This is a genomic window from Streptomyces sp. NPDC001480 (assembly GCF_042894725.1).
In the GTDB taxonomy this organism is placed as follows: Bacteria; Actinomycetota; Actinomycetes; order Streptomycetales; family Streptomycetaceae; genus Streptomyces.
Map to the genome: position 1 here is coordinate 215,569 of NZ_JBIAVX010000002.1, position 23,113 is coordinate 238,681.

Below are 23,113 nucleotides of genomic sequence, written 5' to 3' on the forward strand. Positions count from 1 at the left end.
CTAGGGAGGACGCCGGGCCGTTCCGGCGTCGTCTACAGGGCCGCAGCCAGCTCCGTACCCTGCTTGATGGCGCGCTTGGCGTCCAGTTCGGCGGCGATGTCGGCACCGCCGATGAGGTGCGCCGGGCGCCCGGCGGCGACCAGCTCCTCGTACAGGCCGCGGCGCGGCTCCTGGCCGGTGCACAGCACGATCGTGTCGACCTCGAGGACCGTGCTCTCCTCGCCGACGGTGATGTGCAGCCCGGCGTCGTCGATCCGGTCGTAGCGCACACCCGGGACCATGGTGACCCCGCGGTGCTTGAGCTCGGTGCGGTGGATCCAGCCCGTTGTCTTGCCGAGCCCCGCGCCCACCTTGGTGGTCTTGCGCTGGAGCAGGTGGACGGTGCGCGGCGGCGTGGGCCGCTCGGGGGCGGCGAGGCCGCCGGGCTCGCGGTAGTCCGTGTCGACGCCCCAGTGCCGGAAGTACGTCGCCGGGTCCTCGCTCGCCTTGTCGCCGCCGTCGGTGAGGAACTCCGCGACGTCGAAACCGATGCCGCCCGCGCCGAGGATCGCGACCCGGTCGCCGACGGGGGCGCCGCCTTGCAACACGTCCAGGTAGCCCACGACGCGGGGGTGGTCGACGCCGGGGATGTCGGGGGTGCGGGGGGCGACGCCGGTGGCGACGACGACCTCGTCGTAGTCGGTGAGGTCCTCGGCCTCGACGGGGGTGCTGAGTCGTACGTCCACGCCGTGCGCGTCGAGCTGGTGGCGGAAGTAGCGCAGGGTCTCGTCGAACTCCTGCTTGCCGGGGACCTTGCGGGCCACGTTCAGCTGGCCGCCGATCTCGCTCGCGGCGTCGAAGAGGGTGACCCGGTGGCCGCGTTCGGCGGCGCTGACGGCGCAGGCGAGGCCGGCGGGGCCGGCGCCCACGACGGCGACGCGCTTGGCCAGCCGGGTCGGCGTCAGGACCAGCTCGGTCTCGTGGCAGGCGCGCGGGTTGACCAGGCAGGAGGTGATCTGTCCGCTGAAGGTGTGGTCCAGGCAGGCCTGGTTGCAACCGATGCAGGTGTTGATGGCCTCGGGCCTTCCGGCGGCGGCCTTGGCCACGAAGTCGGGGTCGGCGAGCATCGGGCGGGCCATGGAGACCATGTCGGCGCAGCCGTCCGCGAGCAGTCGCTCGGCGACTTCGGGGGTGTTGATGCGGTTGGTGGTCACCAGCGGGACGGACACCTCGCCCATGAGTCTCTTGGTGACCCAGGTGTAGGCGCCGCGCGGGACCGAGGTGGCGATGGTGGGGATGCGCGCCTCGTGCCAGCCGATGCCGGTGTTGATGATCGTCGCTCCGGCCGCCTCGACGGCCTTGGCGAGGGTGACGACCTCCTCCAGGGAGGAGCCCCCGGGGACCAGGTCCAGCATGGACAGCCGGTAGACGATGATGAAGTCCTCGCCGACCGCGGCCCGCACACGGCGGACGATCTCGACGGGGAAGCGCATGCGGTTCTCGTACGAGCCGCCCCAGCGGCCGGTGCGCTGGTTGGTCCGCGCGGCGATGAACTCGTTGACGAGGTAGCCCTCGGAGCCCATGATCTCGACGCCGTCGTAGCCGGCCCGGCGAGCCAGGCGGGCGGCGCGGGCGTAGTCGTCGATGGTCCGCTCGACCTCGTCGTCGGTGAGCTCGCGGGGCGGGAAGGGGCTGATCGGCGCCTGGACGGGGCTCGGTGCGACGAGGTCCTTGTGGTAGGCGTACCGCCCGAAGTGCAGGATCTGCATCGCGATCTTCCCGCCCTCGCGGTGCACGGCGGCGGTGACGGCGGCGTGCTGCTCGGCCTCCGCCTCGGTGGTGAGCTTGGCGCCGCCCTCAGCCGGGCGCCCCTCGTCGTTCGGTGCGATGCCGCCGGTGACGATGAGCCCCACTCCCCCGCGCGCGCGGGCCGCGTAGAACTCCGCCATCCGCTCGAACCCGCGCTCGGCCTCCTCCAGGCCCACGTGCATGGAGCCCATGAGCACCCGGTTGGGCAGCGTGGTGAAGCCGAGGTCGAGGGGGGTCAGCAGGTGGGGATAGCGGCTCATCGGGGGCCCTCCGTGCGCGGTGTGTTGGCTCTGTTCTAGAGGAGCGGGGAGCCGTTGTGCAACTAGTTGCATAAACCGGTGAGGGTGAGTCCGGCCACTTTGTAACTACTAGTATGTACAGTCGATGTGACGCACGCACCCGGCCCGCCCCAGACAGGAGCTCCTCCATGCCCTTCGTCCGCATCGACGCCCTCGGCACCGACCGCGCCCGTCTGGAAGCCCTCGGCCGCGCCGTCCACGAGGCGCTGGTGGAGACCCTCGGCGTCCCGCCCGACGACCGGTTCCAGGTCCTCACCGGCCACGACGGCGTCACCGGCACCCTGCGCCACGACGACTACCTCGGCATCCACCGGGACGAGGGGGTCGTCTTCGTCGCGATCACCATGCGGTCGGGGCGCACGGCCGGCCAGAAGCGGGCGATGTACCGGCGGATCGCGGAGCTCGCCCACGCCTACGCGGGCACCGAGCCGCGCAATGTGCTCGTCACCGTCACCGAGAACGAGTCGGTCGACTGGTCCCTCGGTCACGGGGAGGCGCAGTACGCCCCGGGCGCCGGTGGGGCGGCCGGGGCGTCGTGAGCAGCCGGAAGACCGGCAGCGGCTCTCTCCGTTGGCTCTGATCAGCGACTCTGATCAGAGACTCTGATCAGCGGCTTTCGAGGCGGAGGTGGAGGTCCCTCTCCTGGTCGCCGGAGGCCGCGCAGGTCTCCTGGACGGTGAACATCGAGTCCAGGCTGCGCCGGAAGCGGTCCACCGCCCAGTAACTGCCCTGGACGTCCGCCTGGACGGGCGAGCCGAGGTGCACCGGCGGGCAGCCCTGCCCGCGGGTGTCCGCGACGTCGTAGGTGCCGAGCCACACCATCGGACGGCTCTCGTGGAGCTGCTGCGGCACCTCTTCGGGAGCCCGGTCCGAGGCGAAGCAGGCGTTGAGCGCCTCGAAGACGAGTCGGGCGTCGTCCCTGGAGTATCCGCTGATCTCCACCGAGACGGTTTCCGGATGCGACCGCTCCGTGTCCTTCATGATCGCTCCTTTCCTGGCCGCGCTGCGGTGGAACGGGGTACCCCGCCGAACCGCGTCCATCCCCAGGAAATCACCACCGACCACCCGTCACACCTCTAGCCGCGCGTGAACTTGTACGTCTTGCTGTCGGTGAGCACGCAGAAGCCCGGGGACACCACGATCACGCGCAGGGTGCCGGTACGCCGGTCGTAGTCGATGCCCTCGGCCTCGAAGGTGCCGGAGCAGGCGCTGCGCAGCGGCAGTTGGCGCAGCGCCGTGACGTGGCCGGAGACGTCCGCAGTGCCGTTCGGCGCGCCCGGCAGGTCGACCTGGAGGAGCGGCTTGGTGATGCCGAAGAGCGTGCCGGCGGGGTCGTCGGAGGAGCACAGCAGCGTCGTCGGGCCGGAGAAGTCGCAGCCCTGGACGTCGCGCACGGCGTGGTCGAGGTTGACGGTGGAGACCTGCGGCAGGTTCGCCGAGGGCGAGGTGGAGGCGTTCACGCCCGGGGTCGGGAAGACCAGGAAGCGGGTCATCGTGCCGTACTCGCCGGCCAGCATCCACTGGCCGTCGGGCGAGATCGCGACCCAGGAGTTGTTCAGCGCCTCCCCGGGGCCCAGCGTGTGGACGTACTCCGACCAGGCGCCGCCGGGTGCCTGCACCCGGAACATCTTCGAGTTGCCGGAGTCCCGCTGGTACGGCTCGATGTAGTAGCCGCCGTACGAGGCGTCGGGGTCGCCGACGTGGTTCCAGCCGCGGCTGCTCACGTCGGAAGGGATGGTGCCGATGCCGGTGTACCGGTTGGGGCTGCCGGCCGGGACCTCGACCGAGGTCAGGCCCTGGCTCTCGGTGAGCGGATCGGCGCGGTCGGAACCGGTCTCGGTCCAGGTGTCGGCGGCGGAGGCGGGCGCGGCGGACACGGTGAGGGACAGCGCGGCGACGGTGGCCGCGACGACGAGTGCACTGAGGGCTGTGTGACAACGTTGCCGGGCGGGCGCGGGCAGGGGCGCGGGCATGGCCGACTCCTCGGGCGGGGGGTGGTGACCGGTCGGCCGACAGTCTGGACCGAGCGCATGGTCATGTACAGACCAATGGCGCAACAGGGGCGTGAACTCTGTGCCGTCGCGGTGCAGAAAGTCGGCGGCTGCGTCGGAGAGTCCGGCGCGGGCACGGTAGAACAAGGGGAGACGGCACTGGGAAAGGCGTGCCGTGCGGACGGCAAGAGGCGGTGCGTGGCATGAGTGCAGCCGAGGCTCCCGTGGGCGCGGGCGGTGAGCCCCTGCGCGGGCCGGTGCGCCCGAGCGGGCTGCTCGACGTACTGGGCGTGGCCTCGGTGGTGCTGGACTCCGACGGGCGCATCGTGCTGTGGAGCCCCCAGGCGGAGGAGCTGTTCGGCTGGTCGGCGCAGGAGGCGCTGGGGCGGTACGCGGCCCGGCTGATGGTGCACGAGCAGCACGTCCACCTGGTCGGCGAGCTCTTCGCCGATGTGCTGCGCACCGGGCAGGGCTGGGCCGGCGGCTTCCCCATCCGGCACAAGGACGGCAGCACGCGCCTGGTGGAGTTCCGCAACATGCGGCTGCTGGACGACCGTGGGGCCGTGTACGCGCTGGGTCTGGCCGCGGACCAGTCGACCGTCCGCCGGATGGAGCAGGACCTGGCGCTGTCCGGGCGGATGGTGCAGCAGTCGCCGATCGGACTGGCCGTCCTGGACACACGGCTGCGGTACGTCTCGGTCAACCCGGCGCTGGAGAAGATCAACGGCGTGCCCGCCGAGGAGCACGTCGGGCGGACCCTGCGCGAGGTGGTGCCGCTGCTGGACGCCGACGCGCTGGAGTCCGCGGCCAGCCGTGTGCTTCAGACGGGCGCGCCGCTCGTCGACCGGTCCACGGTGGGCCGCACCCCGGCCGACCCGGACGAGGACCACGCCTGGTCGGTGTCGCTGTACCGGCTGGAGGACGCCACGGGCACGGTGCTCGGCGTGGCGGCGTCGATGGTCGACACCACCGAGCAGTACCGGGCGGGCATCGAGGCGGAGACCGCTCGGCGCCGCCTCGCCCTGATCGCCGACGCCTCGGCGCGGATCGGCACCACGCTGGACCTGGAGCGCACCGCCCGCGAGCTGGCCGAGGTCGCGGTGCCGGAACTCGCGGACGTGGCGGCGGTGGACCTGCTGGACGCGGTCGTCGAGGGCCGCCGCAGCACCCTCGGGCCGTCCGAACCGGCGGTGATCCGGGCCCTCGCCGTCCGCGCGGAGGACGCGGAGGACGCCCTGCGGGCCGCCGACCCGCCCGGGCAGATCGCCCGCTACGCGCCCGACCGGCTGGTCACCGAGTGCGTACGGACCGCCAGCCCGGTCCTGGTGGCGCGGGTGAAGGACGAGGACCTCCCGCGCATCGCCCGCTCCCCCGAGGCGGCCGCCCTGCTGGACCGGGCGGGCATCCACTCGTACCTGGCCGTACCCCTGATCGCGCGCGGCGAGGTGCTCGGCGCCCTCGACCTCAAGCGCACGCGGAACCCGGAGCCCTTCGGCGAGGACGATCTGCTGCTCGCCCGGGAACTGGCCGCCCGCGCGGCCGTGCAGATCGACAACGCCCGCTGGTACCAGAACGCCCGCGACACCGCGCTCACCCTCCAGCGCAGCCTGCTGCCCGGCCGTCCGCCGGCGACCACCGGCCTCGAGGTGGCCTCCCGCTACCAGCCGGCCGGGGCCACCAGCGAGGTCGGCGGCGACTGGTTCGACGTCATCCCCCTGGAGGACGGCAGGACGGCACTGGTCGTGGGCGATGTGATGGGCAGCGGTATCAGCGCCGCCGCCACGATGGGCCGGCTACGGACCGCGACGACGACGCTGGCCTCGCTCGGGCTGGATCCCGCGGTGCTCCTGGAGCACCTCGACAAGACCACCTCGGGGCTCGACCACTCCATCGCGACCTGTGTGTACGCCGTCCACGACCCCCATCTGCGCCAGTGCCGGATCGCCAACGCCGGGCACCTGCCCCCGGCCCGCGTGCGTCCCGGCCGCCCGCCGGAGCTGCTCGACCTGCCCACGGGGGTGCCGCTGGGCGTGGGCGGCGTGGGTTTCTCCACCGTCACCGTCGACTTCGTCCCCGGCGACGAGCTCGTGTTCTACACCGACGGCCTGGTGGAGACGCGTCGGCACTCGCTGGACGAACGCCTGGACGCCCTGCTCTCCCTCCTCGACGACCCGGCCCGCCCACTGGAGGAGGTCTGCGACCTCCTCCTGGGGACGCTGCACCACCCCGACAACCACGACGACGTGGCGCTCCTCATCGCACGGGCGCAGGAGCTGGACCAGGCCTAGGCCCCGCGCTCGGGCCGCACGCCGATCACCACATGGCTGTACAGCTCCTCCGACACCGCCAGCCGCGCGGTCAGGCCGGCCCGGGTGAAGGCGTCGAGGGCCGCCGGCGACTGGTGTTCGCTCGTCTCGACCAGCAGACAGCCGCCGGGAGCCAGCCAGTCGGGGGCCTCGCCTGCGACCCGGCGCAGGACGTCGAGGCCGTCGGGGCCGCCGTCGAGGGCGACGAGCGGTTCGTGCTCGCGGGCCTCCGCGGGCAGGAGTCCCACTTCGCCGGTGGGGACGTACGGAACGTTGGCCGCGAGGATGTCCACGCGACCGCGCAGGCCGCCGGGCAGCGCCCCGAACAGGTCGCCCGCGTGGACCTGGCCGCCGTACGGGGCGACGTTGCGGCGGGCGCAGCGCACCGCGGCGGGGTCGATGTCGGCGGCGTGCAGCTCGACCCGGCCGAGGGCCGCGGCCAGCGCCGCGCCGACCGCGCCGGAGCCGCAGCACAGGTCGACGACGACGGCCGCGTCCGGCGCCTGGGCGAGGGCCTGGTCGACGAGGAACTCGGTGCGGCGCCGCGGTACGAAGACGCCGGGCCGCACGGCGATGCGCAGCTCGTGGAAGCGGGCCCAGCCGAGGACGTGTTCGAGGGGCAGCCCGGCGACGCGCCGGTCCACCATCGAGGCGAGTTCGTCCGGGGTGCGGGCGGCGGCGAGGAGCAACTCCGCCTCGTCCTCGGCGAAGACGCAGCCGGCGGCGCGCAACGCCGTCACGACGTCGTCGGGCGAGAAGGGAGAAAGAGGGGGCATGGAAGCCGAGAGCCTTTCTTCGGGCCTGGGGCCGAAGGGCGCTCTCACGGTCACCGGTGCGGGTGATCCGTTCCGTCGCGAGGAGAGAGCACCCCGGCTGACACAGCGGTAATGGGTCTCACCTCCTCGACGGTCTGTGGCCGGGATCGTCCGCGGCCGACGGCCACCTTACCCCAGCCGGATCGGGCGTCGGCCGCGCGGAGTTCGCCCCGGCGGAACACCGGCGGCACACCCGCAGGCTAGTTGTATTCTGCAACCAGAAGGGTGGAGGAGGCGGACCCGTGACAGCAGCCCAGACAGCGATCGAGACCATCCAGCGGGAGATGACGATCTTCGCCCGGCGGGCCCGGGCCTCGGCGGGGCGCATGCACCCGGAGCTGACGCTGGTGTCGTACACGCTGCTCGGGCATCTGGAGGAGGTCGTCAGCTGCCGGGCCACCGACCTCGCGGCGCACCACGCCCTGGACAAGTCCACGGTCAGCCGTCAGGTGTCCGCGCTCGAACGGGCCGGGCTCATCGAGCGCCGCCTGGACCCGGCGGACCACCGGGTCCAGTTGCTGCATCTGACCGAGGCCGGCCAGGAGATCCTGGCCCAGGTCACCCGGCGCCGCCGGGCGGCCTTCCGGGAGCGGCTGGCCGACTGGCCCGAGGAGGACCTGACGCGGTTCGCGGCGTACCTGGAGCGGTACAACGCCGAGCCGCCGGAGGTGACCGGGGCGGAGTGAGCGGCATCGCCGCGGCGAGCTGCCGCGGCCGGGTCCTGAGGGCGTCGGCGCTGTCCGGCCGGGCTCCCCGCGCCTCCCGCCAGGAGCCCGGCCGGTGGACTCCGGCGAGCCGCTTCGCGACGTCCACGGACGCGCCGGCCGCCGCGGCGCCGGGTTCGCCCGTCGAGGCGAACCGCCGGGGCCGCCGGATCACGCCACCGGCACGGCCTCCAGCCCGTCGGCCAGCCGCTCGGGAACCCGGGCCGCGAGGAAAGCGGTGCGGCGGCGGAGCCGGAATCCCAGCGACTCGTACAGCCGGATGGCGCCCGTGTTGCCCGCGCCGGTGTGCAGGAACGGAGTCTCGCCGCGTTCCCGGATGCCGTGCGCGACGGCACGGATCAGCCGGGTCGCCAGCCCCTCGCCGCGGAAGGCGGGGTCGGTGCAGACCGCGCTGATCTCGGTCCAGCCCGGCGGGTGCAGCCGCTCCCCCGCCATCGCGATCAGGGCGCCCTCGCGCCGGATGCCCAGATAGGTGCCGAGCTCGACGGTGCGGGGCAGGAAGGGGCCCGGCCTGGTGCGCTCGACCAGGTCGAGCATCTCGGGTACGTCGGCGGGGCCGAGGCGGACCGCCTCCGCGTCCGGGGCGGCGGCCAGTGCCTCGTCCACCAGCTGGACGCCCTCGATGTGGAAGGTGATCTCCCAGCCGTCCGGGACCTGCCCGCCGAAGCCGGCCAGCGGCACTTCGGCGCCCGGTCCGGCCAGCGCCGCGACGTCCGCCCAGTCGCCGGCGTCGGGCCGGTGGGGCAGGGCGAGCCACGGGGACACGTCGACGGGGTAGCGCAGGACCCGGCCGCGCCGCTCGGCGAAGCGGGCGTGCGGGCCGGTCAGTGAGGCGAGAGCGGGGTTGTCGAGGACGTGCGGGGTCACGGCGGTCACCGGGCGACCTCGATCACGATCTTGCCGAGGGCGTGCCCTTCCTCGATGGCGCGCAGGGCCTCATCGGCGCGCTCCAGCGGGAAGGTCCGGGTGACGTGCGGGTCCAGGTCGCCCTTGACGACCAGTTCCGCCACCGCGTCCAGGACCGCGGCGGTGCGGGCGCGGGCCACCCGGGCGCCGCCGAGGTCCGCCACGGTCGGCTCGGGCGCGCCCGCGGTGATCAGCTTGGTCCGGTCGGTGAGCAGGCCCGCCGCCTCGGCGAGCACCTCGCCGCCGACGAGGTCGAAGACGCCGTCCACGCCGGCGGGCGCGACGGCGCGCACCCGCGGGGCCAGGTCCGGCCCGGAGGGCACGTGCACGGCGCCCAGTGACTGGACGAACTCCCTCTTGCCCTCGCTCGCGACCCCCACGACCCGCAGCCCGAAGGCGCGGGCGATCTGTGCGGCGGCGGCCCCGACCCCGCCGCCCGCGCCGGTGATCAGCAGCGTCGCGCCCGCGGGCAGGGCGAGCTGGCGCACGCCGTCGTAGGCGGTGGCGGCGGCGACCGGCAGGGTGGCGGCGTCGGCGAAGGAGAGGGCGGCGGGCTTGTGCGCGGTCACCGCGGCGGGCAGCAGCGCGTACTCGGCGTACCCTCCGGCGGCCGTGTTGCCGAAGACCTCGTCCCCGACGGCGAACCCGCTCACGCCCTCGCCGATCTCCTCGACGACGCCGGAGACCTCGTTGCCGAGCACGGCGGGGAACTCGCGCTCGCCGGTCTCACCGGGGCGGCGGTAGCCGGTGCGCAGCTTCCAGTCCACCGGGTTCACGCCCGCCACGCGGACCGCGACCAGGAGCTGACCGGGGCCGGGGGCCGGCCGGTCCACGTCCACGAGGGCCTCGGTCTCCGGTCCGCCGTACCGCGTGAAGACGTACGCCTTGGGCATCTGCTTCCTCACTCTCCTCGCGCTGCTGTCGCCGAGGCGCCGGCGACGGCACTCAGCGCCAAGGAGGAACGCGGGAGGGCTATTCCCCAACCGGCCGGGAGTTCACACGGCCGCAATGATCGGGCTCCCGCGAGCGCCACTGACCAGGGACGGAGCACGGCCGGGGACAACGTACGGTTGAAGCATGAACGTCACCCGAGGCTTCACCGGGCGCCCGCGCGCCGGCCGTGCGGGGCTGCCGCCCGGCCAGTACGACGCCGGCGACGACTGGCCCGTCCTGTCCGCCGAGGTCACCCCCGACCTCGCGCCCGCCGACTGGACGTTCCGCATCGACGGGCTGGTGGCCGAGCCGCGCACCTGGGACTGGGACGAGGCGCACGCGCTGCCCGGGTCCGCGTACGAGGGCGACATCCACTGCGTCACCGGCTGGTCGAAGTTCGGGGTGCGGTTCGGGGGCGTGTCACTGGACGCCTTCCTCGACGCGGTCCGGCCCCATGGGTCCGCCACCCATGCCGTCGCCTACTCGCACACCGGTTACACCGCCGGCCTGCCGCTGGCCGACCTGACCGGCGGGCGCGCCTGGATCGCGTGGGACTACGACGGCGAGCCGCTCTCGCCCGAGCACGGCGGGCCGGCCCGGCTGCTGGTGCCGCACCTGTACTTCTGGAAGAGCGCCAAGTGGATCGCCGGCATCACGCTGCTCGACCACGACGAGCCGGGTTTCTGGGAGCGCAACGGCTACCACGCGCGGGGCAACCCCTGGGAGGAGCAGCGGTACTCCGGTGACTGAGACGGTGACCACCACGACGTTCACGACCACCAAGACGTTCACTCCCCCCACGCGTTTCGCGGTGCCCGGACGCATCGAGGTCGGCGACCCGGCCGCCTCGGTGTGGCGGACGGCCACGCTCACCGGGATCCGGCGGGAGACGCCCCGTGCCGCCACCTTCCGGCTCGCCGTGCCGGCCTGGCCGGGGCACCTGCCCGGGCAGCATCTGATGCTGCGGCTCACCGCCGAGGACGGCTATGTGGCGCAGCGCCACTATTCCATCGCGTCCGCGCCGGACGGCTCCGGACACGTCGAGCTGACCCTGGACCACGTCGAGGGCGGCGAGGTCTCCGGCTGGTTCCACACGGTGGCCAGGCCGGGTGACACGGTCGAGGTGCGCGGCCCGCTGAGCGGCTTCTTCGCCTGGCCGGGCGACCGGCCCGCGCTGCTGGTCGGCGCCGGCTCCGGGGTCGTACCGCTGATGTCGATGGTGCGGCACCACCGGGCGCGGGGCCTGACCGTGCCGTTGCGGATGGTGGTGTCCGCGCGGACCCCCGAGGAGCTGATCTACGCGCGCGAGCTGGGCGCGGAGACGACGGCCGTGTTCACGCGCCGGGCGCCGCAGGGGGTGCCGGTGGGTCGTGTGGCGGCCGCACATGTGGCGCCGCTCCTGGCCGAGCAGCCTCCTGGTGGGTGGGAGGCCTATGTGTGCGGCTCCAACGGCTTCGCGGAGCATGCCTCGCGGCTGCTCGTCGCGGCGGGACAGCCCGTCGACCGGATCCGCATCGAACGCTTCGGCTGACCGGCGGGCCTCAGGCGCGCCAGTGCGCGTCCAGCGGCGCTGTGGGGCCCTTTGCCATGCTCGGCTCCGCCGCGACGTGGTGGGTCCACGGGTGAGCGAGCTGCTCCGTACGGGGTACGAGACCGGTGTGGACGCTCGCATGCGTGCGACGTGCGCGGGAGGGGCGGACCGGCTCCGGCGGGGGCCGACCGGTCCTTCGGCTCGGGTGACGGCGAGGAGGTCGACATGCGGACCCGGGTGCGCGGATGGCGCTGGCGGCGCAATCCGCTGCGACGCCGGTCGGACGTCGTGGAGGCGTGGACGGCGCTGGCCGTCGCCGTCCTGATGTTCGTGGGGGCGCCCCTGGCCGGGGCACTGGCGGGCCTGTGGGCCCATGAAGGGGTGGCGGCCGTGGCCGCGGCGCAGCGGGCGGAACGCCATCGCGTCCGTGCCGAGGTGATCGGCGAAGCGCCGGTGCGGCTGCCCTCGGTGGGCGACCGGCAGGCCTACCGGACGACGGTGCGCTGGGCGGAGCCGGGCAAGGGGACGCGTACGGCGTCGGCCCGGGTCCCGGCGGGGGCGCGTCAGGGTGACGTGGTGGACGTGTGGTTCGACTCCCGGGGGCGCGGCGTCGCCCCGCCGCCGGACGACGTCGCGGTCTGGCAGCACACCGTCAGCGTCGGCGTGTTCGTGGCGGGCGGCGCGGCGGCGGTGCTCCTCCTCGGCCACGGCATCGCCCGGCACGTCTCGCTGCGGCACCGGATGGACGAGTGGGAGCGGGAGTGGGCCCGCACGGGGCCGGACTGGACCCGGCGCCGGGCCTGACCCGGCCGGGAGATGGGGGCGCGGTGCCCGGAGCATGGGCCTGGCGGGTCCTCCGATCACCCACGTACGGTGTGATCACCCGCACGCTCTCACTCAAAGGCGGTTGTCGATGGCCCTGTTCGATCTTCCCCTGGACGAACTCCGCGCGTACCGCAGTGAGTCCGCCGAGCCCGAGGACTTCGACGCCTTCTGGTCCAAGACGCTCCAGGAGGCACGCGAGCACGACCTGGACGCCCGCTTCGAACCGGTGGACACCGGGCTGTCCACGGTGTCGGTGTACGACGCGACGTTCGCCGGGTTCGGCGGTCACCCCGTGAAGGGCTGGCTGACCCTGCCCGCCGACGCCGCGGAGCCGCTGCCGCTGGTGGTGGAGTTCGTGGGCTACGGCGGCGGGCGCGGGCTGCCGCACGAGCACCTGCTGTGGGCGTCGACGGGCCGGGCGCACTTCGTGATGGACACGCGCGGCCAGGGCAGCGCCTGGGGCGGCGGGGGCGGCACCGCCGACCCGGTGGGGGGCTCGCCGGCGTACCCCGGCTTCATGACGCGGGGCGTCGACGCGCCCGAGAACTACTACTACCGCCGGGTGTTCACGGACGCGGTGCGCGCGGTCGAGGCGGCCCGTTCGCATCCGCTCACCGACGCGGCGCGGACCGTGGCGACCGGCGGGAGCCAGGGCGGCGGCATCACGCTCGCGGTGGGCGGGCTGGTCCCGGACCTGGTGGCGGTCGCCCCGGACGTGCCGTTCCTGTGCGACTTCCCGCGCGCGGCGACCCTGACGGACCGGCACCCGTACCGGGAGATCGGTCTGTACCTCAAGACGCACCGCGGGCGGACCGAGGACGTTCTGCGCACGCTGTCCTACTTCGACGGCGTCCACTTCGCGGCCCGCGGCCGGGCGCCCGCCCTGTTCTCGACGGCCCTGGAGGACCAGACCTGCCCGCCGTCGACGATCTTCGCGGCGTTCAACGCCTGGGCGCACGACGACAAGGGGATCGAGGTGTACGACTTCAACGACCACGAGGGCGGCGGCCCGTACCAGGAGGCGGCGAAGCTGCGCTGGCTGCGGTCGTACGCCTGAGGGGCGGCGGATGGACACGCAGGAGGCCGCGGAGCGGTTCGTCCGGGTCTGGGAGCGGGCCTGGGCCACGCACGACGTGGCGGCGCTGCTGGAGTTGTACGCGGAGGACTGCGTGCACCGGTCGATGCCGTTCCGTGAGCCGCACCGCGGGCGGGAGGCGCTCGGGGCGTATCTGCGCTGGTCGTTCGTCGAGGAACGGGTGACCGGTGTGCGGTTCTCGACGCCGGTGGTCGCTGCGGACGGCGTCGCGGTGGCGGAGTTCCTGGTCCTGGCGGAGGAGGACGGTGTGCCGTCCACGCTCGCGGGCTGCGTCTTCGCGCGGTTCGACGAGGAGGGGCGCGCGGTGGAGACCCGGGACTACTGGCACACGGCGGACGGTCACCGGGAGCCCACCGGGAGGCTGTTCTTCCGCTGACCGTCCTTGGCCCTTCCCCGCCCTTCCCTCCAGTCCGACCAGTCGGTACGTTCAGGGGGCCCGGGTCGCAGCGTCGCGGCCCGGGCTCACGACGGACGACGGAGGGCTGATGTCCGGGGACGAGGCTCACGAGGTACGGGTGCACGGCCACTGCGACGCCCGCTTCACGGCGGTGCGGCGGGCGTTCGAGGAGAACTTCCGGGACCGGGAGGAGCTGGGCGCCGCGGTGGCGGTGACGGTCGGCGGCGAGACGGTGGTGGACCTGTGGGGCGGCTGGGCGGACGCGGCCCGCAGCCGCCCGTGGCAGCGGGACACACTGGTCAACGTCTGGTCGACGTCCAAGGGACCGGTGGCGCTGTGTGCGCACATCCTGGCCGACCGGGGGCTGCTCGACTTCGACGCGCCGGTGGCCGACTACTGGCCCGAGTTCGCGGCGGCGGGCAAGGAGAAGGTCCTCGTACGGCATCTGCTGTCGCACCGCGCCGGACTCTCCGGCCCGCGCGAGCCGCATTCGCTGCGGGAGCTCTACGACTGGGAGCTGACGACCGCGCGGCTGGCGGCGACCGAGCCGTGGTGGGAGCCGGGGACGCGGTCCGGCTATCACGCGCTGACGTACGGCTTCCTGGTGGGCGAGGTGGTCCGGCGGGTCTCGGGGCTGCGGCCGGGGGCGTTCCTGGAGCGGGAGGTGACCGGGCCGCTCGGGATCGACTTCCGGATCGGCCTGCCGGAGCGGGAGGCGGGCCGGGCGGCCGAGCTGGTGCATCCGCGGGCCGCGTCGAGCGGCGAACAGGCCGCGATCTTCAGCCAGTTGGCGCCCGCGGCCATCGCGGCGCTGACCAATCCCGCGGTGGGCGCGAAAGAGGCCAACACGCCCGAGTGGCGGGCCGCGGAGATCCCGGCCGCCAACGGTCACGGCACGGCGCGGGCGGTCGCGGAGCTGTACGGCGTCTTCGCCGGGCGGGGGACGTACCGCGGCCTGCGGGTGCTGTCCGCCGAGGCGGCCGAGCGGGTGCGCGAGGGCCAGGGCAGCTGTCGTGACCTGGTGCTGGGGGCCGGCTTCGAGCGCGAGACGGAGGTCGGGCTGGGGCTGTGGCTGAGCGGCCCGAACGGTTCGTACGGCCCTAATCCGCGCGCTTTCGGACACGACGGCTTCGGCGGTTCCTGCGGGCTCGCCGACCCGGAGGCGGGCGCGTCCCTCGGCTATGTGATGAACCGGATGGGGCCGCACATCGCCGACGACCCGCGCAAGCGTGCACTGGTGGACGCCCTGTACCGGGCGCTGTGACGCCCGCGGCCCGCGGTTCGGTTTTCGGCCGAACCGGCGGGCCACCCTTCCCTGCTGGTGTAGACCAATGCTAGATGTGGTCGCGCAATGAGCCCGCACGGCTACGTCTTGTCACCAACAGGAGGCGCGGCATGGCCCGCACCACCCCCCAGGACCACCCACAGACCCACGACCACCCGCAGACCGACGACGAGCCGCTCTACTGGCGGATCGCGACGCAATTACTCGGCGAACTGCGCGAGGGAACCATTCCGCCAGGTGAAAGGCTGCCGGGCGAGCGGCGGTTGGCGGAGTACTTCGGCGTCAGCCGGGAGACCGTCCGGCAGGCGCTGGAGGTGCTGCGCCGCGACGGTCTGGTGACCACCGACCGGCGGGGCAGCCACGCGACCCTGCCCGGCCTGCCGGTGGAGGACCCGGTGTCGCTCGCCTTCCCGGTGGGCGCGCGCAGCGCCGATCCGGGCGCGGTCGGCCGGGCCACCGTCACCTGGGAGACTCCCCCGCCCGACCATGCCGCCGCCCTCGGTCTCGCCCCGCACCGGCCGACCCTGGTGCACCGCTACGAGTCCGCCACGCCCGACGGCCGCGCCGTACGCACCGCGGTGACGTCCTTCTCCGCCGTGGCCCTGTCCGAGGTGGCCGAGCTGGGCCGGTACCGCGACCGTGCCGACGGCGCCGCGGCCGCGCATCTGCGGCGGGCCTACGACTGGATGCGCAAGGCCGGTCTGACCCTGCACCACCGGGACTCCATCAGCCAGGTCGCCGACGCCTCCTCGGTCCGGGTGACCCGCCGGGTGCACGACCAGTTCGCCCGGCCGCTGGAGATCACCGATCTCGTGGTGGACGCCCAGCGGGACACCCTGGTCTACGAGTTCACGGTGCCGGCGGCGGGGTGACGCCACCGCGCGCCACCACCAGCCGGGCGCGCGGGCTGCCGTCCGCGCGCCGCCCCAGCTCGGGCAGGGCGTGCAGCCCCACCACGAAGCCGGCGCGCTCCAGCTCCCGCACCACGTACCCGAACCGGAAGGCGCGGTAGTACATGACGAACGGCGGACGCCACACGGCGTTGCGCACCCGCATCACCGCGTCGAAGCCGAGCAGCGTCCAGTACGCCGGAGTCGTCGGCCTCGGCGGGGCGGGCACGACGAACGCGAACCGGCCGCCCGGGCGGAGCACCGAGCGCACCTGGGCGAACAGTCCGGGCAGTTCACGGGGCAGGAAGTGGCCGAACGCGCCGAAGCTGACCACCAGGTCGAAGGCGGCCGCGAACGGCAGCGCGCGGACGTCACCGCGTACCCAGGACACCCGGGGCCCGGCGGGGCGGACCCGTTCCCGGGCGACGGCGAGCATGCCGGCGCTGAAGTCGACGCCCGTGACGCTGTTCCGGCACACCCGTGCCAGCACCTCCGTACCGGCGCCGGTCCCGCAGCACAGGTCGAGCCCGTCCGGGAAGGGACCGAGCCGGGCGAGCGCCTGCGCCACCGGCTCCAGCACCTCGTCCGGCGTCCGGAAGGGGGTGTGGTCGAACTTCGGGGCGAGCAGGTCGTAGCCGTGCTCGACGGACGACAGCGCCTGCGCGGCGAGTTCGCGCAGGGTGGGTCCTTCGGGGCTGAACATCCGGATCACCCTAGGGCAACACGCTGCTTCAGGACCGCCAGAACCCGCTCGCACCAGCGCAGGATCGCCTCCTCGAAAGCGATCCCGCCCATCAGGGTCAGATACGGGCCGATGCGGTCGGACTCGCTCAGGTACTCCTCCTCGGTACGGCCGTCGAGGAGGCGGTCGCGGACGCGCAGATAGCGGTCGAGCTTGCCGCGCGCCCAGGACATGCGCTCCTCGACCAGTTCGCGGGTGACGGCCGGGTCCACCCCGTCCATCGCCTGGATCTTCACGAAGAGCTCGTCGCGCAGGGCGGTGGGCCGGCGGGGCGGCTCGGCGGCGAAGGAGCGCAGGTCCGCGCGGCCGGCCTCGGTGAGGGTGAACATCCGCTTGTTGGGCCGTCGCTCCTGTTGCACCACCCGGGCCTCGATCAGCCCCTCCCCCGCCAGCCGTTCCAGCTCGCGGTAGAGCTGCTGCGGGGTCGCCGGCCAGAAGTTGGCCAGGGACACGTCGAAGACCTTGGACAGCTCGTAGCCCGAGGCCTCACCCTCCAGGAGAGCGGCGAGGACGGCGTACTTCAGAGACATGTGGACACGCTAACAGCAGGTGACTATTCTCATCCGCACCTACTCAACTAATTGACTATGAGGTGGTCCGATGCGTGCGTTCCGCGAGGCGGTCGAGGCGGGCGACATGGACGCCGTGGAGGCGCTCCTGGCCGAGGACGTCGTCTTCACCAGCCCGGTCGTGTTCAAGCCGTACCCGGGCAAGGCGATCACGGCGGCGATCCTGCGCGGGGTCGCGCGGGTCTTCGAGGACTTCCGTTACGAGCGGGAGCTCGCCGGCGCCGACGGACGCGACCACGCGCTGGTCTTCGCCACCCGGGTGGGCGACCGGGAGCTGACCGGCTGCGATTTCATCCATCTGAACGAGGACGGCCTGATCGACGAACTGACGGTCATGGTGCGCCCGTTGTCGGCCGCGCAGGCCCTGGCGGCGGCCATGGGCGCCCAGTTCGAGACGATCGCGAAGGAGGCGGAGGCCCGTTCGGCCTCCGCCTCCTGACGTCAGGCGACGGTGAGGGTCAGCGCACCCGTGCAAGTGGTGCCCGGTGTGAGGGTGCGCCGGGGTGCCGTCGACCGTCAGCGTCACCGTCCTCCCGCGCGGGGCCCGCACGGCCGCGTCGGCGGCGATCGTGAGCGACGTCAGGTACGAGGTGCCGGTGACCGTCCAGGTGGATCCGCCGTCCAGCTTCACGATCGCCGCCCCGGCACCGTCGACGAGGTCGCGCCCCTGGTCGTCTACCTGCTCTCCGACGAGGCGTCGTACGTCAACGGCGCCGAGATCACCGTCGACGGCGGCTACGCGGCGCACGGCGGGGGTGAAGGCCATCACGGACGCGCTGGACGGGGTCAGCCCTTGAGGTTCTCCAAGGTGGCCTTCGTGTCCGACTTCAGCCAGTCGGACACCTCGTCGAGCTTCGGCGGGTCCTTGTCCGCGTCGTACGAGGACAGATAGGCGCTGTAGCTCATGGTGTACGTCATCCAGCCGTCCCGCACGGCCAGGGTGGCGTAGCGGGAACCGCTGGAGGAGCCGCTGGTGGTGTCCTGGGTGACGAGGTACGCCTCGTCACCGATGCCGTTCACGTTCTGGACGTCGTAACCGGAGTGGCTGTTGTCGTAGTTCTTCCAGGTGGCCGTGAACTCCGGCCCGGGGTCCGTCTTCTTGTGCAGGTCCATCTGGACGGTCAGGTAGGCGTCCGCGTAGCTCGAACCCGTCTTCTTCAGGCTGAGGCTGCAGTAGCCCTCGTCGAGGGCGTCGGCCTTCAGCGAGTTGTGGGTCGGGGAGGTGTCGTTGTCGGGGTACTCGTCCTTGAAGGAGGAGTAGTCGCCGCCCGAGCAGAGGTTCGTGGGTGCGGAGTAGCCGCGCAGGTCAGCGCTGTCCTTGCCGCCGATCAGGAAGACGCCGCCCGCCCAGGCGGCCGAGGCCACCACCGCGCCGACCACGGCCCACAGGACCGCCCGTCCGGCACCGCCGCTGCCCCCACCGGGCGGCGGGACCGGCACCGGGCCGTAGGGACCCTGCTGCGTATAGGGGTTGCCCGGCTGCGGCTGGCCGGGCTGGGCCTGCCCCGGCTGGCCGACCAGCGTCGGGTAGGCGTAGAAGCCCTGCGGGGCCTGGCCCGGAACCGCCGGGGACGCCGGGGGCGGGAAACCGGCCGGCTCGCCGGGCGGCGGCGACTGCGGGTTGGGGTAGGGGTACGCGGTCGGCTGAGCGGGCGCGTCCGACGGCTGGTCGGGCTGCGGCGGCGAGGGCGGCGTGGACATGACGTGAAGATAATGCATGTGGGCGGTCAAGTCCCGTCACGTCAGGGATCGTTATGGTCTGGGGACATCTGGTGCGGCTCGATGACAATCGGGCTCGGCCTGCCGACCGGGCGAGAGCGGTGACCGGGAACACGACGAGGCCGAGGGGCGGGCCCCGGCCTCGTCGGTGGTACGGCGTGCTACGCGGAGGCGGCCTGCACCGCCGGCTCGTCGGCCCCGGCCGCCGCTCGCGCCGCGTTCTTGCGTTCTCGTCGATGTCGCAGCCGAATACAAGTGCGCCCTTCGCCGCGAAAACCTGTGCCGCGGGCCGGCCTGTTCCGGCTCCCGTCCCACTGATGAAAGCGATTTTCCCGGCCAGTCGGCCCATGATTGCCAAGTCCCTTGTCCCATGCCGCCCGAGTGCGGTGGTGGCAGCGTAGGGAGGGGCTTTGGCCGGAACAAGAAATGCGTCAGGGAAGGGCCATCGGGGGTTCGTATGGCTGGTATTCGGCTCGGGCGCGGGGCTCTCAGGGCGTCAGCCGCACAGGGAGCGCCCGTACGCTGTTGCCCACGAAACTGGCGTGCCGTGCGAGGGCGGTCTCCGGCAGGGCGAGGTCCAGGTCGGGGAAGCGGGTGAACAGCCGCTCCAGCGCGATGCCGGCCTCCAGGCGGGCCAGCGGGGCACCCAGGCAGTAGTGGGCGCCGTGACCGAGGGACAGGTTGCGTACGGCGTCCGGGCGGCCGGGCCGGGTGACGTCGAACCGGTCGGCGTCCGGGCCGTGTGCGGCCGGGTCGCGTCCGGCGGCCGAGTACCCGGCGAGGACGGGTGTGCCCTTGGGGATGACCGTACCGTCCACGGTGAGGTCCCGCACCGGGTACCGGAACGGGAAATAGCTGACCGGCGCGTCCCAGCGCAGCGTCTCCTCGATGACGTCACCCCAGCTCGCCTCGCCCTTCAGCACCAGATCGAGCTGGTCGCGGTGGGCGCACAGGGCCCGTACGGCATTGGTGATCAGGTTCAGCGTGGTCTCGTGCCCGGCGATGATCATCAGCACCAGGGTGCCGATCAGCTCCCGCTGGCTGAGCCGGTCGCCGGCCTCGTCACGGGCGGCGATCAGGGCCCCGGTGAGGTCGTCGCCGGGCCGCTCGGTCTTGGCGGCGGCGATCGCGCCGAGCACCTCGACGAGTTCGCGGTTGGCGGCGACGGCCTCGCGCGGGCCGATGTCGGTGGCCACGACCTGGTCGCACAGATGGTGCAGCCGGTCCCTGAACTCGTCGTCCACTCCGAGCAGTTCGCTGATGACGCCCATCGGCAGCGGCAGCGCGAAGTGCCGCCGCAGATCGGCGACCCCGCCCTCCGCCTCCGCCGCGCGCGCCAGCTCGTCGAGCAGGGACTCCGTCAACTCCACGACACGGGGCCTGAGTTCCTCGACCCGCCGGGGCGTGAAGGCCCGGCTGACCAGCGACCGCAGCCTGCGGTGGTCCTCCCCGTCGGCGGTGGTCATGCCCTCCACGGTCGCGAAGGTCATGAGCGGCCACCCCTCGGCGATCCGGCCCTCGCGCAGCGCGGTGAAGTGCCGGGCGTCCTTGGCCACTTCGGGATGCTGGAGGAACTCCTTCAGCGCCTCGTGCCCGAGCACCACCATGCCCTCGATCTCCCCGGGCAGCACCACCGAGGCCACCGCGCCGCGCGCCAGCAGCCGGGCGTTGTCGGCGTGCGGGCAGCCGCCGGAGGGGTCCATACGGTGCGGCGGTGCGGGGGACGAACTCTCCAACGGGATCTCCTGACGACCGTACGAGGAGGGCGGCTCGCCCGATCGTAGGCCCATCCGGCGCTGTCCGGAGCGGTGTTCCGAGTCAACTCGCGTTCCTGCTCCGCGCCCCACCGGGCGCCGACCCGGGGCACGGGAATACGCCCGACCGACGCCATGTTGACGGATGCGGGACCGCTGGTACAGTGCGATCAGCATCAAGATGCGCCCCGTCTCGGGCGCCGGTGCCCGTTCCACTTCGCTCAGCCGAGCCGCCCGTCGCTCCGCGACCGGCACACCGGCTTCTGTGCACCACCTCGTGAGCAGGACGTTTCCGCCGCGGGCGCGTCGCGTCCGCGATCACCCGAGGTGCTGCTTCCGCCGCCGGAGGCGTGTTCCCACGCCCTCCCCTCGCGGCCGTACCCCCTCTCCCTCCATGTCTTCGCACCGACCGTCCGGAAAGGACTCCACCCTCATGACCACGACCACCACACTCGAACACCCTCCCGCACGGCAGCAGCGCCCGGCCGAGCAGCTCGTCACCGGTGTCCTCGACATCGACCCGCACGGGAAGGGGCACCTGCGCGCCGAGAGCTGCCTGCCCTCGCCCGCCGACCTCCAGGTCTCCCCCGCGCTGATCCGGCGGCACGGCCTGCGCCGCGGCGACCTCGTCGAGGGCGTCCGCGGAGAGCGGCGCACCCTGACCGACGTGGCGCGCGTGGGCGGACGCACGCCCGAGGCGCTCCGCGGACGCCGCCACTTCCGTGACCTGACCCCGCTGCACCCGCGCGAGCGGATCCGCCTCGAACACCCGGCGTCCGGGCTCGCCGGACGCGTCGCCGACCTGTTCACCCCGGTCGGCAAGGGCCAGCGCGGGCTGATCGTGGCCCCGCCGAAGACGGGCAAGACCGTGCTGCTCCAGCAGATCGCCGCCGCCGTCGCGGGCAACCACCCCGAGTGCCGGCTGATGGTGCTGCTGCTCGACGAGCGCCCCGAGGAGGTCACCGACATGCGGCGCTCGGTCCGCGGCGAGGTGTACGCCTCGACCTTCGACCGGTCGGCCAAGGACCACATCGCGCTCGCGGAACTCGTCGTCGAACGCGCCAAACGGCTCGTCGAGGACGGCGAGGACGTCGTCCTCCTGCTCGACTCCCTGACCCGGCTGTGCCGGGCCCACAACAACGCGGCCTCCGCCGGCGGCCGCACCCTCAGCGGCGGCGTCGACGCGGGCGCCCTGCTCGGCCCCAAGCGGTTCTTCGGCGCGGCGCGGCACGCCGAGGAGGGCGGCTCGCTCACCATCCTGGCCACCGCCCTGGTGGACACCGGCTCCCGCGCCGACGGCCTGTTCTTCGAGGAGCTGAAGAGCACCGGCAACATGGAGCTCCGTCTGGACCGGGAGCTGGCCTCCCACCGGTTGTTCCCGGCCGTCGACCTCGACGCCTCCGGCACGCGTCGCGAGGAACTCCTGCTCGCCCCGGCCGAATTGACCACCGTACGAGGTCTGCGCCGCGCGCTGCGGTCGCGGGACGGCGGCCCGGCGAACCTGGAGACGCTGCTGCGGCGGATGCGCGAGACGCCCGACAACGCGACGTTCCTGCGACGTGTCCAGCCGACACTGCCGACGGACTGATCCGCGTGCGGCATCCGGGTGCCTCCCGCTGCCGTCCGGCCCAGGCAACGCGCGCCACGGCACGTCCGTTCCTACGTTGATTCATATGATGATCGGACTCTCTGCCCGGGTGGCTGCCACGACCTGCGCGCTGTGCGTCGCGGGGGTGCTCGCGCTCGCCCCGGCGTCGGCGGATCCCGCCCCGCCCGGACGGCCGAGGGCGGCGGTCCCGCAGCCGTCGCTCCTCTACCGTTCCGGCACCCAGGTCCGTCCGCACCCAGGGGCGCCCGAGGTCCCGGCCGTCTCCGCGCTGTCGTGGCTGGTGGCGGACGCCGGCAGCGGCGAGGTACTGGCCGCGTCCGGCGCCCACCGAAAGCTGCCGCCCGCCAGCACCCTCAAGACACTGTTCGCCCTGACCGTGCTGCCGACCCTGCCCGGGAGCTTCCGGCACACCGTCGACACCAAGGAGCTGGCGGACGTCGGCGAGGGCAGCAGCCTGGTCGGCGTGGTCGAGGGACACACCTACCGGGTCGCCGACCTGTGGCGAGGGGTCTTCCTCAGCTCGGGCAACGACGCCGTGCACGTCCTCGCCTCCCTGGCCGGCGGCTGGCAGACCACGGCGGACCGGATGCAGGTCAGGGCCCGCGCCCTGGGCGCCCTGGACACCAGGGTCGTCTCACCGGACGGCTACGACATGCCCGGCCAGGTGTCGTCGGCGTACGACCTGGCGGTCTTCGGCCGCGCCGGACTGCGCAACCGCGACTTCGCCCGGTACTGCTCCACCGCCGAGGCCCGGTTCCCCGGCGACGACGGCGGGTCGTACGGCATCGAGAACACCAACCGGCTGCTGACCGGCGAGGACGGCGTGCAGCCGTACCCCGGTCTGATCGGCGTGAAGAACGGCTACACCACCAACGCGGGCAACACCCTCGTCGCCGCCGCGCGCCGGGGCGGGCGCACGCTCGTGACGACGGT

22 protein-coding genes and 2 pseudogenes are annotated in these 23,113 nt (G+C 73.3%); 14 read left to right on the plus strand and 10 right to left on the minus strand.

The window, feature by feature from the left end; genetic code table 11:
• Positions 1-32: 32 nt before the first annotated feature.
• On the minus strand, positions 33-2,048 hold the full coding sequence (locus ACFY01_RS04860) for an FAD-dependent oxidoreductase (protein ID WP_390734226.1): 2,016 nt from the start codon (positions 2,046-2,048) through the stop codon (positions 33-35).
• Positions 2,049-2,215: 167 nt separating this feature from the next.
• Here ACFY01_RS04860 and ACFY01_RS04865 point away from each other — a divergent pair, with 167 nt between their 5' ends.
• Positions 2,216-2,626, plus strand: a complete 411-nt coding sequence (locus ACFY01_RS04865; RefSeq protein ID WP_390734227.1) for a tautomerase family protein — start codon at positions 2,216-2,218, stop codon at positions 2,624-2,626.
• Between the two features lie 67 nt (positions 2,627-2,693).
• Here the strand turns inward: ACFY01_RS04865 and ACFY01_RS04870 are convergent, their stop codons facing one another.
• Entirely contained in the window at positions 2,694-3,068 is a 375-nt protein-coding gene (locus tag ACFY01_RS04870; protein WP_390734228.1) for a hypothetical protein, read from the minus strand.
• 95 nt (positions 3,069-3,163) lie between these two features.
• The gene (locus ACFY01_RS04875; RefSeq protein ID WP_390734655.1) at positions 3,164-4,048 is read right to left on the minus strand and encodes a hypothetical protein; all 885 of its coding nucleotides are present in this window, start codon (positions 4,046-4,048) and stop codon (positions 3,164-3,166) included.
• Positions 4,049-4,281: 233 nt separating this feature from the next.
• On the opposite strand from ACFY01_RS04875, the gene ACFY01_RS04880 reads away from it, so the two are divergent.
• Positions 4,282-6,366 (plus strand): SpoIIE family protein phosphatase, encoded by a 2,085-nt coding sequence (locus ACFY01_RS04880; RefSeq protein ID WP_390734229.1) that lies wholly within the window; start codon positions 4,282-4,284, stop codon positions 6,364-6,366.
• Here the strand turns inward: ACFY01_RS04880 and ACFY01_RS04885 are convergent.
• Positions 6,363-7,160 (minus strand): putative protein N(5)-glutamine methyltransferase, encoded by a 798-nt coding sequence (locus ACFY01_RS04885; RefSeq protein ID WP_390734230.1) that lies wholly within the window; start codon positions 7,158-7,160, stop codon positions 6,363-6,365. The genes ACFY01_RS04880 and ACFY01_RS04885 overlap by 4 nt on opposite strands.
• A 323-nt stretch (positions 7,161-7,483) precedes the next feature.
• On the opposite strand from ACFY01_RS04885, the gene ACFY01_RS04890 reads away from it, so the two are divergent.
• Entirely contained in the window at positions 7,484-7,885 is a 402-nt protein-coding gene (locus tag ACFY01_RS04890) for a MarR family winged helix-turn-helix transcriptional regulator (protein ID WP_390734656.1), read from the plus strand.
• A 189-nt stretch (positions 7,886-8,074) separates the two neighbouring features.
• On the opposite strand, the gene ACFY01_RS04895 is transcribed toward ACFY01_RS04890, so the two are convergent.
• Positions 8,075-8,800, minus strand: a complete 726-nt coding sequence (locus ACFY01_RS04895) for a GNAT family N-acetyltransferase (protein ID WP_390734231.1) — start codon at positions 8,798-8,800, stop codon at positions 8,075-8,077.
• Positions 8,797-9,723: an NADP-dependent oxidoreductase gene (locus ACFY01_RS04900; protein WP_390734657.1), complete on the minus strand. Its 927-nt coding sequence runs from the start codon at positions 9,721-9,723 to the stop codon at positions 8,797-8,799. The genes ACFY01_RS04895 and ACFY01_RS04900 overlap by 4 nt, the downstream gene beginning before the upstream one ends.
• 184 nt (positions 9,724-9,907) lie before the next feature.
• Here ACFY01_RS04900 and ACFY01_RS04905 point away from each other — a divergent pair, with 184 nt between their 5' ends.
• The 7 genes from ACFY01_RS04905 to ACFY01_RS04935 all read left to right on the plus strand — a co-directional run bounded on the left by ACFY01_RS04905 (position 9,908) and on the right by ACFY01_RS04935 (position 15,769).
• On the plus strand, positions 9,908-10,513 hold the full coding sequence (locus ACFY01_RS04905; protein WP_390734232.1) for a sulfite oxidase-like oxidoreductase: 606 nt from the start codon (positions 9,908-9,910) through the stop codon (positions 10,511-10,513).
• A complete protein-coding gene (locus tag ACFY01_RS04910) occupies positions 10,506-11,294 on the plus strand; it encodes a ferredoxin reductase (protein ID WP_390734233.1) in 789 nt (262 codons plus the stop codon). The genes ACFY01_RS04905 and ACFY01_RS04910 overlap by 8 nt, the downstream gene beginning before the upstream one ends.
• A 225-nt stretch (positions 11,295-11,519) precedes the next feature.
• Positions 11,520-12,098 (plus strand): hypothetical protein, encoded by a 579-nt coding sequence (locus ACFY01_RS04915; RefSeq protein WP_390734234.1) that lies wholly within the window; start codon positions 11,520-11,522, stop codon positions 12,096-12,098.
• Positions 12,099-12,207: 109 nt separating this feature from the next.
• Positions 12,208-13,176 (plus strand): acetylxylan esterase, encoded by a 969-nt coding sequence (locus tag ACFY01_RS04920; protein ID WP_390734235.1) that lies wholly within the window; start codon positions 12,208-12,210, stop codon positions 13,174-13,176.
• A 10-nt stretch (positions 13,177-13,186) separates the two neighbouring features.
• Positions 13,187-13,591: a nuclear transport factor 2 family protein gene (locus tag ACFY01_RS04925; protein ID WP_390734236.1), complete on the plus strand. Its 405-nt coding sequence runs from the start codon at positions 13,187-13,189 to the stop codon at positions 13,589-13,591.
• Positions 13,592-13,700: 109 nt separating this feature from the next.
• A complete protein-coding gene (locus ACFY01_RS04930) occupies positions 13,701-14,876 on the plus strand; it encodes a serine hydrolase domain-containing protein (RefSeq protein WP_390734237.1) in 1,176 nt (391 codons plus the stop codon).
• A gap of 131 nt (positions 14,877-15,007) precedes the next feature.
• Positions 15,008-15,769, plus strand: coding sequence for a GntR family transcriptional regulator (locus ACFY01_RS04935; protein ID WP_390734238.1), 762 nt, complete (start codon positions 15,008-15,010; stop codon positions 15,767-15,769).
• Here ACFY01_RS04935 and ACFY01_RS04940 read toward each other — a convergent pair.
• Both ACFY01_RS04940 and ACFY01_RS04945 read right to left on the minus strand, forming a co-directional pair.
• Positions 15,747-16,490, minus strand: coding sequence for a class I SAM-dependent methyltransferase (locus ACFY01_RS04940; RefSeq protein ID WP_390734239.1), 744 nt, complete (start codon positions 16,488-16,490; stop codon positions 15,747-15,749). The two genes, ACFY01_RS04935 and ACFY01_RS04940, sit on opposite strands and share 23 nt — an antisense overlap.
• A gap of 5 nt (positions 16,491-16,495) precedes the next feature.
• Positions 16,496-17,059, minus strand: a complete 564-nt coding sequence (locus ACFY01_RS04945; RefSeq protein ID WP_390734240.1) for a PadR family transcriptional regulator — start codon at positions 17,057-17,059, stop codon at positions 16,496-16,498.
• Positions 17,060-17,129: 70 nt separating this feature from the next.
• Here ACFY01_RS04945 and ACFY01_RS04950 point away from each other — a divergent pair, with 70 nt between their 5' ends.
• On the plus strand, positions 17,130-17,537 hold the full coding sequence (locus tag ACFY01_RS04950; RefSeq protein WP_390734241.1) for a nuclear transport factor 2 family protein: 408 nt from the start codon (positions 17,130-17,132) through the stop codon (positions 17,535-17,537).
• 198 nt (positions 17,538-17,735) lie between these two features.
• Positions 17,736-17,895: pseudogene (locus ACFY01_RS04955) on the plus strand (SDR family oxidoreductase); the annotation flags it as partial.
• On the opposite strand, the gene ACFY01_RS04960 reads toward ACFY01_RS04955, so the two are convergent.
• Together ACFY01_RS04960 and ACFY01_RS04965 are read right to left on the minus strand one after the other, a co-directional pair.
• Positions 17,885-18,799: a hypothetical protein gene (locus ACFY01_RS04960; protein ID WP_390734242.1), complete on the minus strand. Its 915-nt coding sequence runs from the start codon at positions 18,797-18,799 to the stop codon at positions 17,885-17,887. The pseudogene ACFY01_RS04955 and the gene ACFY01_RS04960 overlap by 11 nt on opposite strands.
• Positions 18,800-19,305: 506 nt before the next feature.
• The gene (locus ACFY01_RS04965) at positions 19,306-20,520 is read right to left on the minus strand and encodes a cytochrome P450 (RefSeq protein ID WP_390734658.1); all 1,215 of its coding nucleotides are present in this window, start codon (positions 20,518-20,520) and stop codon (positions 19,306-19,308) included.
• Positions 20,521-20,965: 445 nt separating this feature from the next.
• Between ACFY01_RS04965 and rho the strand changes: the two genes are divergently transcribed.
• Positions 20,966-22,159, plus strand: a complete 1,194-nt coding sequence (gene rho / locus ACFY01_RS04970) for a transcription termination factor Rho (protein WP_390734243.1) — start codon at positions 20,966-20,968, stop codon at positions 22,157-22,159.
• An 88-nt stretch (positions 22,160-22,247) separates the two neighbouring features.
• Positions 22,248-23,111 (plus strand): annotated as a pseudogene (locus ACFY01_RS04975) (D-alanyl-D-alanine carboxypeptidase family protein); the annotation flags it as partial.
• Positions 23,112-23,113: the final 2 nt, after the last annotated feature.

Coding starts and splice junctions, on each gene's coding strand:
- ACFY01_RS04860 (WP_390734226.1), bottom strand. CDS start 2,048: ATGAGCCGCTATCCCCACCTGCTGACCCCCCTCGACCTCGGCTTCACC.
- ACFY01_RS04865 (WP_390734227.1), top strand. CDS start 2,216: ATGCCCTTCGTCCGCATCGACGCCCTCGGCACCGACCGCGCCCGTCTG.
- ACFY01_RS04870 (WP_390734228.1), bottom strand. CDS start 3,068: ATGAAGGACACGGAGCGGTCGCATCCGGAAACCGTCTCGGTGGAGATC.
- ACFY01_RS04880 (WP_390734229.1), top strand. CDS start 4,282: ATGAGTGCAGCCGAGGCTCCCGTGGGCGCGGGCGGTGAGCCCCTGCGC.
- ACFY01_RS04885 (WP_390734230.1), bottom strand. CDS start 7,160: ATGCCCCCTCTTTCTCCCTTCTCGCCCGACGACGTCGTGACGGCGTTG.
- ACFY01_RS04890 (WP_390734656.1), top strand. CDS start 7,484: ATGACGATCTTCGCCCGGCGGGCCCGGGCCTCGGCGGGGCGCATGCAC.
- ACFY01_RS04900 (WP_390734657.1), bottom strand. CDS start 9,723: ATGCCCAAGGCGTACGTCTTCACGCGGTACGGCGGACCGGAGACCGAG.
- ACFY01_RS04905 (WP_390734232.1), top strand. CDS start 9,908: ATGAACGTCACCCGAGGCTTCACCGGGCGCCCGCGCGCCGGCCGTGCG.
- ACFY01_RS04915 (WP_390734234.1), top strand. CDS start 11,520: ATGCGGACCCGGGTGCGCGGATGGCGCTGGCGGCGCAATCCGCTGCGA.
- ACFY01_RS04920 (WP_390734235.1), top strand. CDS start 12,208: ATGGCCCTGTTCGATCTTCCCCTGGACGAACTCCGCGCGTACCGCAGT.
- ACFY01_RS04925 (WP_390734236.1), top strand. CDS start 13,187: ATGGACACGCAGGAGGCCGCGGAGCGGTTCGTCCGGGTCTGGGAGCGG.
- ACFY01_RS04930 (WP_390734237.1), top strand. CDS start 13,701: ATGTCCGGGGACGAGGCTCACGAGGTACGGGTGCACGGCCACTGCGAC.
- ACFY01_RS04935 (WP_390734238.1), top strand. CDS start 15,008: ATGGCCCGCACCACCCCCCAGGACCACCCACAGACCCACGACCACCCG.
- ACFY01_RS04940 (WP_390734239.1), bottom strand. CDS start 16,490: ATGTTCAGCCCCGAAGGACCCACCCTGCGCGAACTCGCCGCGCAGGCG.
- ACFY01_RS04945 (WP_390734240.1), bottom strand. CDS start 17,059: ATGTCTCTGAAGTACGCCGTCCTCGCCGCTCTCCTGGAGGGTGAGGCC.
- ACFY01_RS04950 (WP_390734241.1), top strand. CDS start 17,130: ATGCGTGCGTTCCGCGAGGCGGTCGAGGCGGGCGACATGGACGCCGTG.
- ACFY01_RS04960 (WP_390734242.1), bottom strand. CDS start 18,799: ATGTCCACGCCGCCCTCGCCGCCGCAGCCCGACCAGCCGTCGGACGCG.
- ACFY01_RS04965 (WP_390734658.1), bottom strand. CDS start 20,520: ATGGACCCCTCCGGCGGCTGCCCGCACGCCGACAACGCCCGGCTGCTG.
- rho (WP_390734243.1), top strand. CDS start 20,966: ATGTCTTCGCACCGACCGTCCGGAAAGGACTCCACCCTCATGACCACG.